Raw genomic sequence first — 7,494 nt, forward strand, 5'->3', positions numbered from 1 at the left:
CCGTAGGTGGGTTGTTCAGTAACTCGTTGTGGACGGTCTGGGCGGCGCCTTAGCCCGCAGGTCGTCCAGCACGGCGCGGGCGGCCCCGCCCAGCAGCGCGAAGTCCGATCCGGCGGTCACGAAACGGTAACCGAGCGACGTGGCCAGCCGCGCCAGCTCGCCGCCCTGGGTGAAGATGCCGGGAATCAGGCCGCGCTGAGCAGTCTGGGCCGCGATTCGGGCCACCGCGTCGGTGATTTCACCCGTTGAGAAGTCCAGCGTGGCCGCGCCGCTCAGGCTCAGGCTCAGGTCTGCCGGGCCGACGTAGACGCCGCTGAGGCCGGGCGTGTCCAGAATCGCCTCCAGGTTGCCCAGCGCCTGGGCGGTCTCGATCATGGCGAAGATCAGCGTCTGGGTATCGGCGCGAACCGGATAGTCGTCGCCGTAGAGCATTCGGGCGCGGGTCGGGCCGTAGCTGCGCGTTCCCTGGGGTGCGTAGCGGCAGGCCGAGACGAGTTGCCGGGCCTGCTCGGCGGTGTCGATCATCGGGCAGATGACGCCTGCGGCCCCGGCGTCGAGGGCTCGCATCAGGTCCGGTGGGTGCAGCCAGGGCACCCGCACCAGCGCGGCGGCGGGCGTGGCGCCGATGGCCTGGAGGGTGCCCACCAGCCCGCCGTCTCCGATCAGGCCGTGTTGCAAGTCGATGGTCAGGGCGTCGTACCCGGCCCGGCCCATCAGCTCGGCGCTGACCCCGCCCGGCAGGTGCAGCCAGCCGTTGAAGACGGTCTCGCCCGCGCTCAGGCGGGTGTGCAGCCGCGCCAGGGCGTCAGGCATGAGCAAGCTCACGGAGCAGCGTCGAGACGGCCTGCGGGGCGTCCAGCGGCAGGTAATGCCCGGCGCCGGGAATGAGCTGAACGTCGGCCTGCAAAGCCAGCGCGGCCATTTCGCGCACCAGTGACGGTGGTGTCACCGTATCAGCCTGGCCGACGTTCAGCGTCAGCGGGCCGCTGTAGCTGGCCAGCGTCGGGCGGCTGTCGGGGCGGGAGCGGAGCATGTTCAACTGCTCCAGAAACGCCTCCGGTCCGACCACATAAGCCATGTCGAGCACCGTCTGACGGTGAGGTCCAGAGCTTCCAGCCAGGTTCGCCGCCACCTCGCCGAAGCGTCCGGCCCGCACCTGCTGCTCCTGCTGCGCCCAGACTTCGAGCTGTGCCGCCGTGGGCGCGTGTGGATTGGCGCTGAGCAGGCTCAGTCGGGCGACCCGCTCCGGCGCTCGGCGCAACACCTCGAAGGCCAGGACGGCGCCCAGCGAGAAGCCCAGCAGATGAAAGCGTTCGGGCGCCCCCCGCAAGATCAGCGCCGCCGCGTGCTGAAGCGAGTTGCCGCGCACTGCCCCCACCACCTGCGCCCCGGCGGGCAACGCCACGCCCGCCCACAGCGCCGCGCCGCACAGCGTGCCGGGCAGCAGCACCGTGGGCAGCGCCAGCAAGCTGGTCAGCGGCAGCACCGGCGGCGAGGCGCTCACGCTCAGGTGTCCCCGAACTGGGCCAGCATTTTTGCTTCGAGTTCGGCGAAGTTGCCCGGCTTGATCATCTTGCCGTTCTCGCTGGCCTCGAAGCCGTGCTCGCGGGCCTGGCGGATGACCTCCGGCGCCCAGTAGGGGTCTTTGCCCTGGTAGACCTCATGCTTTTCGAGCACCGCGAAAATCCAGCTCTCGCCCTCGTCGATGCACTCGAAACCCCGCCAGAGCTGGGCCGGGATGGTGATGTAGTCGAACTCGTTCAGGATGGTCTCGCCGTCGATCTTGTCGGGCGAGGCGCCCCAGTAAAAGCGCCACCGCCCCCGCAGCGGCAGAAACGACTCGATGTAGTCGTGGGTGTGGTAAGCCGGGCCGTTGCCCTGGCGGGCGCGGACCACGCCGACCTGGAAGCCGTGCGGCGAGCTGATGAACGGCTGATAGCTGTCGTTCTCGCTGGCGGTGTCGCCGATGACGGCGTAGTTGTGGCGCTGATGGCCGGGAATGATGCTGTCGATGAACATCAGCGCAATCGGGCGCGATTTCAGGTCGGCGAAACGCACCACGTTGCCGGTCATGGCGCCGAGGTCTTCCTGGGGTTGGTTGCTGGGTTGGCTGCTGGGCGGGGTGCTGGGGCCGGGGATGGGGGTCATAAGCTCTCCTGGCGAAGCGGGGGCGCGGCTGAGCTGACTGAGCTGGGCTGACTCTCGGCGCAGGGCTCTGGGAAGGGACGGCGTGAAACCGGTGGACGGCTGATGACCGGAGGACAGCACTCCCTCAGTCTCTGAACTTGCATACGTATGCATACCATAGGAGCCCTGTTTTGGATTTGTCAAGTCGGCAGCTAGTCGGCAGTATCTAGTCGGCAGTGGCGCCCGCCCCAGGTGTGCCGTTTGGTCGCCAGCGGTGTGATCTGCCGCAGCACTGTTCCAGTCGAGCTTGACCTGACTGTGGCCTGACTGTGGCCTGGCTCTGGGCAGACCGTGCTTCATAGGGACTCTGTAGGGAATCTGAGTGGTGCAGCGGCGCAACCCAAACTCTGTGCCAGTGCCTTACCCTCAAATTTATGAGAGGATGTGAGAAATGGTTCAATAATGACTCAAGCACGGCTGGCAGAGGCTTTAGCGCCGCCTAACAGCGATTGGCCTGACGTTATCTTGACGAATCTGAAGATGACGTGTACGGTATGCATACGTATGCAAAGCGCAACAGGGAGGGCCGATGGCAAACCCAGGGTAGGACCGGTGCTCATATCGCTGGTCCTTCGACCAGACATCACCTTCGGCCACCTTGTTGTGAGGTCTGCGTCGTGAGGTCTATGTTGTGAGGTCTAGCTGGTCCAGGCTGACGCGAGTGCAGCGGCCTGATTCGAGACGTCCAGAGCAGTCCAGACCCGCCCTGAACCGCTGCGCTACCGTTGCCACACCCGGCAGCCACCTGCACTCCGCACCACCGACCCCAGCCGTTTTTCGATAGCCGTTACTCGATTCTGGCCCACTCCGGAGGCACCTATGAACAGAGCAGATCCGAAGACCACCCCGCAGCGCACCGACAAGGCGACATCAGCGAGCAGTACCGGCTCACTGCTCCGGCAACGGGCCAAACTGGCGCTGGGCCTGGCAGGCGTGCTGGTGATCGGCTCGCTGGGGCCGGTGGCGCAGGCGCAGGGCAGCGTGCCGTACAGCCTCAAGTCGGGCAAGCCCTACAACGGCACCAAGCTCAAGTTCCTGATCTGCTGCGCCACCGCCGGACAATTCGCCCAGATGATCAAGCTGACGGCCCCCGGCGGTGAGTTCGAGAAACTGACCGGCATCACCGTGCAGTGGGAAAACACGCCGTATGAGTCGCTTCAGCAAAAAATTCTGATCGAGGCCACCACCGGCAGCACCTACGACGCGGTGGGCTGGGTCGATTCCTGGGGCGAGGCCTTCAAGCAGTACATGGTGCCGCTCAATGACCGTATCAAGGCCGACAAGATCAACCTGGCCGACTACCCCAAGGCGTACATCCAGGCGTCCAGCGACAAGGACGGCAACATCGTCGGCATGCCGTTCCGGGGTCATCCGCTGGTGCTGTTTTACCGCAAGGACGTGCTCTCAGGTCTCAAGCTGCCGGTGCCCAAGACCTGGCAAGACGTGGTGCGCGAGTCCAAGGTCATTCAGCAAAAAGACCCCAAGCTCAGCGGCCTCTCGACCATGTACAAGGTGAGCGCCGGGCAAAACTTGTTTTCGTGGGTCAGTCTGCTGTGGGGCAACGGCGGCGACATTCTGGATAAGCAGGGCCACGCCGTGTTCAACAGCGCCAAGGGCATGCAGGCCACCCAGACCTACATCGACTTCATTCGCAAGGACAAGATCACTAACCCGGCGGCGACCACCTTCGCCGAGCCGGAAGCCTCCACCGAGTTCAAGCAGGGCCGGGCCGCCATGTGGGTGGGCTGGTGGTGGTACTACGCCCAGTTCTCCGATCCCAAAGCGGTCTCGGCGGACGTGCTGAACAACGTGGGCTTTGCGCCCGCGCCGGGCTGGGCGGGCGGCACCGCCGCCAACTACGCCCTGGTCTGGCCGCTGGGCATCTTCAAGAATTCCAAAAATCAGGACGCCGCCTGGGAGTTCATCAAGTACGTCAGCAGCACCGGCGTCCAGCAGAAAGTGGCGGCCAACCGCAGTATTCCGGCTGAGGCCGACAACACCATCGTGACCTTTTCGGGCATGAACAACGCCAAGGTCAACGCCGCCAACAACGGCATTCCCAAGGTCGGCGCGGCGGCGCTCAAGACCGCCCGCGCTCTGCCGCAGGTCAAAACCTGGGCTGAGATTCAGAGCGTGCTGGAAATCGGCGTCAACAAGATGGCCAGCGGCGATGACGTCAAGGCGACGCTCGATCAGATGGCTACCGACGTGGACGCCATTCAGAAGCGCGGCGGCCTGTACCAGTAGGTGCTGAACCGGCGCGTGCTGGACCGGCGCGTGCTGAACGAGTCAGCTAAAGAGCAGTCAGCGCTGTAGTGCCCAGGGGGCCGGAAGGTTTCGGCTCCCTGGAACGCTTTCCCGGTCCGTGTTGACCGGCATGGTGCAGGAAATTTGGCACAGTGCAGTAAACAAAGCAGTACAGGAAGTAAAGCAGTGCAGGAGGTGAACATGACCGCACCTCAACCCTCAGTCTCTGAACATGGCCCGGCGGGTCTCACCCAGCAGCCTGGTCGCAAGCCCCGTCAGCGTAGAAGCGGTTCGCTGCGCTGGGCGCTGCTCGGCCCGGCCCTGGCGATCATCGGCCTGACGGTGATCTATCCGCTGATCGCCTCGTTCATCAGCTCCTTTCGCCAGTGGCGACTGATCGATTCGCCCGATCCGGGGCCGTTCGTGGGGGTCGCCAACTATGCGCGCGCCTTTACCGACGCGGGATTTCTCAACAGCCTGGCCGTCAGCGCCCTGTACATCTTCGTGTCGGTGAGCCTGACGCTGGTGCTGGGGCTGGGCATCGCGCTGATCTTGCAAAAGCCCACGCCGCTCAACGTGCTGACCCGCACCATGCTGATCTTTCCGTTCGCCGTCGCGCCGGTGCTCAAGGGCTTTAGCTGGCGCTTCATGCTCAATCCCGAATTCGGGGTGTACGCCAAGATGCTCGGCGCCATTTTTCCGCCGCTCAGGGGCTATGTCTGGCTAGGCCACGATTTCAGCGCGCTGCTGGCCATCGCCTTCTCCGAGATCTGGGGCTGGGCGCCGCTGTTCGCGCTGATGTTCATCGGGGCCATCGGCTCCATTCCCGCCGAGTCCACCGAGGCGGCGCGGATGGACGGGGCGACCAGTTTCCAGATTTTTCGCAAAATCACCCTGCCGCTGCTGGCGCCGGTCATCTACATCGTGGCGCTGCTCAAGATCATCTCGGCCTTCAAGATGTTCGACCAGATCGCCATCATGACCGGCGGCGGTCCCGGCGACTCGACCCAGACGCTGTACTATTTCGTGTATCAGGTCGCCTTTCGCAATCTGGACATGGGCTACGCCTCCGCGCTCTCATACATCCTGGTGGTTATCATGGCGATCATCTCCACGTTCTATGTCCGCACGCTGCTGAAGGGCGACTGAGGTGCGCGGCGACCTGGTAGCTGAGTTGCCACCGCTGCCCCGGCGGCCCGCGCCGCTGAGTAGGCGCCTGGCGCAGGGGGCCGAGGTCTTCGGGGCGCTGGCGATCATCTTCTTCGTGATGTTCCCGCTGGTCTGGATGCTGCTGGGCGCCTTCAAAAACGAGATCGACATTTACTCGACCAAGCTGTTTTTTCAGGCGACGCTGGACAATTTCCGGGCCGTCTTCGCCAGTCCGGTGCTGCTCGGCGGCAGAATCTGGATCAGCGCCCTGGTGTCGTTCCTGACGGTGGCCATCACCATTCCGCTGGGGGCCGCCGCCGCCTACGTGCTGTCGCGCCACCGCTTCCGGGGCCGCAACACGCTGTTTTTGCTGATTCTCATCACCCAGTTCGTGCCCGCCGTGGTGGTGGCCATCCCCTTTTTCAACCTGTTCCGGGCCGCTCACCTGATCGACACGCCCCTGGCGCTGGTGATCGTCTACCTGTCGTTCACGCTGCCCTACGCCATCTGGTTGCTGCGCGGCTTTTTCGACGCCCTGCCGGTCGAGATCGAGGAAGCCTCGTACATCGACGGCTGCAACGAATTTCAGACCCTGCGCTTCGTGACGGTGCCGCTGGTGCTGCCGGGCATCCTGGTGGCGGCGGTGTTCACCTTCATTTCGGCCTGGAACGAGTTTTTCTTCGCGCTGATCCTGACCCGCTCGGAGTCGCTGACCCTGCCCGTCGCCATTCTGGGCATCAGCGGCCCGCGCGGCCCGATGTGGGAGCAGCTCTCGGCAGCCGGAATGATCGTGATGGTGCCGATTTTAGTGATGTCGTTCTTTATTCGCAAATACTTCGTCGAGGGCATCACGGTGGGAGCGGTCAAGTGAGGCGGTCAAGTGAATGAGCCGGAAGGCCACAACCGTCCGCGTCCGTTACGCGCGTCAGGTGCTCAGGGACATAGCCGGGCCGGTGGGCGGGGTGGGGGTGTATGGGTTTTGCCGCCCGCCCCACGCCTTCCCACGACAACCCGGTGGTGTTCCGACCTATGACCAGAAAATCGTCCAGCAGCGCCCAGTCCAGCAGCCTTCAGTCTACCGAAGCTCAGACCGGCGAGCCCCACTCAGCACCCATTCACGTCCCGCAAACGCTTGAGGCGGTGCCCAGCGCCGTGTCCAGTCAGGCCGCTGCGCCCTCCAGCTCCCCGGTACCGGCAGACCAACTCTCGACAGCAGCCGTGTTCGACTTCGCGGACCGGCCTGATTATTCCCACTTCACAGGCGCCGCCAGCACGGGTCGCAGGCACGGCCTGGAGGGCTTCGACGAGGACTACACCGATATCGTCGACTACATCGTGCGCTGCACCCACAGGATCTGGGAAGAAAAGGCCGTCGGGCTGATCTACACCCACTACGCCCACAACGTCACGGTGCATACGTCGGGCGGCACCCTCTACGGGCGCGAGGCGATGGTGGTCAATACCCTCCAGCGCATGGCGGTCTACGCCGAGCGCCGGGCCTTCGCCGACGACGTGATCTGGAGCGGCGACGAGCGCAGTGGGTTTTACACCTCCCACCGCGTCTCCAGCGTGGGCGTCAACACTGGCTACAGCGAGCACGGCCCACCGACGGGGCGCCGGGTCTGGCGCTGGGGTATGGCCGACTGTTTCACCGTGGGCAACCGGATCGTGGAGGAGTGGCTGGCTCACGACGGCGTCACCGAGGTCCGCCAGATGGGTTACGACCCCATCAGACTGGCCCACGCGGCGGTGCTGCCCGCCACGCCGCATACCCACGGTGAGATCGACCGGCTGCCGGGCGGTCAGCAGGCGCCGACCTTTTACGAGGTGCCCTCCGCCGATCAGCCGCAGGAATTCATCCGCGCCATTTTGCAAAACATGTGGAACGCCAGACTCATCAACATGGTGCGT

Annotated in this window: 6 protein-coding genes and 1 pseudogene; 4 read left to right on the forward strand and 3 right to left on the reverse strand. The window is 64.7% G+C overall.

What is annotated here, in order from left to right:
* Positions 1-15 precede the first annotated feature (15 nt).
* The 3 genes from Q0R23_RS03855 to Q0R23_RS03865 are packed head-to-tail and all read right to left on the reverse strand — an operon-like array spanning position 16 to position 2,148.
* A complete protein-coding gene (locus Q0R23_RS03855) occupies positions 16-813 on the reverse strand; it encodes an aldolase/citrate lyase family protein (protein WP_293910554.1) in 798 nt (265 codons plus the stop codon).
* Positions 806-1,504: an alpha/beta hydrolase gene (locus Q0R23_RS03860; RefSeq protein WP_293910556.1), complete on the reverse strand. Its 699-nt coding sequence runs from the start codon at positions 1,502-1,504 to the stop codon at positions 806-808. Before Q0R23_RS03860 ends, Q0R23_RS03855 begins: the two co-directional genes overlap by 8 nt.
* Before the next feature lie 2 nt (positions 1,505-1,506).
* Positions 1,507-2,148 (reverse strand): cupin domain-containing protein, encoded by a 642-nt coding sequence (locus tag Q0R23_RS03865; RefSeq protein WP_293910557.1) that lies wholly within the window; start codon positions 2,146-2,148, stop codon positions 1,507-1,509.
* 858 nt (positions 2,149-3,006) lie between these two features.
* On the opposite strand from Q0R23_RS03865, the gene Q0R23_RS03870 reads away from it, so the two are divergent.
* From Q0R23_RS03870 to Q0R23_RS03885, 4 genes and pseudogenes are all read left to right on the forward strand, one after another.
* Complete coding sequence (locus Q0R23_RS03870) at positions 3,007-4,434, forward strand: sugar ABC transporter substrate-binding protein (protein ID WP_293910559.1); 1,428 nt, start codon at positions 3,007-3,009, stop codon at positions 4,432-4,434.
* Between the two features lie 201 nt (positions 4,435-4,635).
* A complete protein-coding gene (locus Q0R23_RS03875; protein WP_293910561.1) occupies positions 4,636-5,583 on the forward strand; it encodes a sugar ABC transporter permease in 948 nt (315 codons plus the stop codon).
* Between the two features lies 1 nt (position 5,584).
* Complete coding sequence (locus Q0R23_RS03880) at positions 5,585-6,454, forward strand: carbohydrate ABC transporter permease (protein WP_293910563.1); 870 nt, start codon at positions 5,585-5,587, stop codon at positions 6,452-6,454.
* 158 nt (positions 6,455-6,612) lie between these two features.
* Positions 6,613-7,494, forward strand: a pseudogene (locus tag Q0R23_RS03885) (hypothetical protein); the annotation flags it as partial.

The organism is Deinococcus sp. (assembly GCF_025362455.1).
Lineage (GTDB): Bacteria > Deinococcota > Deinococci > Deinococcales > Deinococcaceae > Deinococcus.